Origin of the sequence: Porphyromonas sp. COT-052 OH4946, from assembly GCF_000765965.1 — a bacterium.
Lineage (GTDB): Bacteria > Bacteroidota > Bacteroidia > Bacteroidales > Porphyromonadaceae > Porphyromonas > Porphyromonas gulae.
This window is the reverse complement of sequence record NZ_JQZY01000005.1, coordinates 1-2,255: the sequence shown is the minus strand read 5'-3', so window position 1 is coordinate 2,255 and position 2,255 is coordinate 1. Positions and strand designations below refer to the sequence as shown.

2 protein-coding genes are annotated in these 2,255 nt (G+C 38.9%); one reads left to right on the top strand and one right to left on the bottom strand.

The features are described from left to right. A partial coding sequence (locus HQ50_RS01410; RefSeq protein ID WP_196296381.1) for an Eco57I restriction-modification methylase domain-containing protein occupies positions 1 to 1,061 on the top strand: 1,061 nt, incomplete at its 5' end. Between the two features lie 79 nt (positions 1,062 to 1,140). On the opposite strand, the gene HQ50_RS01405 is transcribed toward HQ50_RS01410, so the two are convergent. Next, positions 1,141 to 2,255, bottom strand: a 1,115-nt coding sequence (locus tag HQ50_RS01405; protein ID WP_039427745.1) for a TaqI-like C-terminal specificity domain-containing protein, incomplete at its 5' end; no start/stop codon positions are given.

Genomic DNA, 2,255 nt, shown 5'->3' with positions numbered 1-2,255 from the left:
GCCCCTCAGGACGCAACGGTTTCGACATTGTCATCGGTAATCCACCATGGGGTGCAAAGTTGTCCTCCGAGGAGAAAGCCAAGTACAAACAACTATATCAGTCTGCTAAAACAATTAAAGGTGTTCAAAAGGGATCACTTGATACCTATAGTCTCTTTATAGAACTGGGCTACACGCTTCTTGTCCAAGATGGAGTGCTCTCTATGATTACGCCCATTTCTATTACTTCCAGTGATGCATTGTCTGGGCTACATCACATATTACTACATAATTGTGAAGACATCTACATATCTTCCTATGCTGTAAGACCTCAACCTGTCTTTGAGAATGCAGTAGCCAATACCTCTATTGTGTCATTCCGTAAGACCTTGTCGCCTGCTAGAAGAGTATATGCTACAAAAATGCACAGGAAGATTAAAGGAGTTAATTTACAACAACTTATAGATAACCTCTCATTTATGGAGGTTCGTGATCATATACTATATGGGCGTATCCCTAAGGTTAGCACAGAGATAGAATTGTCTATTCTTCGCAAGCTATCACAGCACATAAAGCTTGAGGAGCTTATTCAAGAAGAGGGAAGTCCTATTATATACCGTTTTGCTGGAGGAAGATACTTCAAGGTAGTAACCCCTTATAGCAATAGTTCTTCAGCAGAGCGAACACTACGCCTCTCGGAAGACTACGCTTACCCCTTAGGGGCAATTCTTAGTAGTAATTTATCGTTTTGGTTTTATCAAATCTACTCTGATAACCTAAACTGGAAAAACTATGAACTTTCCGAGTTTAGGGTGCCTAATCTTAGTGAGCAGGCGTGCCGAGATTTAACAGAGCTATATCGTGAGTACTTAGAAGATATAGAGCGTAATGCCAAGACTAGACAGACCTCTGCAGCATCAAGCTATACGATAGATAGCTTTAAGGAGTATAAGATAGGACGCTCTAAGTACTTCATAGATAAGATAGACGACTATATCTGTCCGCTGTATGGACTTAGTACCGAGGAAACAGAGTTTATCAAGAACTACGAGATAGAGTTTCGTCTCGGCGATGATGAGTAATACCTTAGAGAACATCAAGATAGGGCTACCCAATGGTACACCTATGGGGTATGTGGGTAGCCCAATAGTTCCTTTGTTTTTATTCATCGTTCTCAAGCAACCGAATCTCCTCATCCGTCAAGGCATAAAGTTCATAGACAAGTTGATCTAGCTGCTGACTATTAGATAGTTCTTTTGGATTTTGGAGTATCTGCTTTGCAAACATTGAAATTTTTTGAGAAATTTCAGGGTCAATTACACTTGGAATAGGTAATGTCCGAATATTCTCTATCAATATTCGCTGAAATGATTGTTTATCTCTAGTTGTTATTTGATATATGTAATCATATAATTTAGAATTGCATAGGCCTAAATAAAACCAGATATCATCTACTCCCTCTGTCCGCAATGTAAGACAATATACAGACTGCAGCACGATACTCCCATTTAGATCGATAGTTGCGTTTATCCGATTTCCCAACTGACGAATAAGAATCTTTTTTTTAGAATAAGATATCAAAGATTTTTTCACCAATTTTCTGTCGATCCATCTGGTTGGGACACTGATCTGATATCTGTGTACATCTTCACCTGCTAGAATGGGTAAATAGCTGTCGAGTTCATCGCTATTCAAGATAGGACTTTTTCTACCTAACTCTTCTCCTCTCCAAACTTGAAATATATTGTCAAACTTGATAGTTGTCTCTAGTTTTTGCCACAAACTAAGTTGAACTGCTGACGCAGCTATTACTTTACAGTCTTCTCGTTCCAAGATACTAGAAACTTTTAGCTCATAACTTTCTTTTTTCCCAGATAACCAGTTTTCTATATTCGTAGCTTTCGTATACGGAAGCACCCGCTCTTGTTCCGATATTTTCTTTTGAGATACGAATATCAGACTTGCTACTTTAGCAACATCAAATACTTGGTCAAGATGTAGCCAGACTAAGATTTGTGTCTGTTTGAGAAGCACTCTTCTTAGGCTCGCAAAATTTGAGCGTCCGATAAAGGAATCTGGTATTATAAGAGAGTTAATCCCTCTACTACATAGGAGATTGCTCCCCAGCTGAATGAATAGAGAGAAAATGTCAAATTGATTATCCGTATAAGGATACGCCTTTCTGTAAATTCTTTTATATTCTACTGAGATCTCTTTTAACCTAATATACGGTGGATTACCGATGACAATGTCGAAACCGTTGCGTCCTGAGGGGC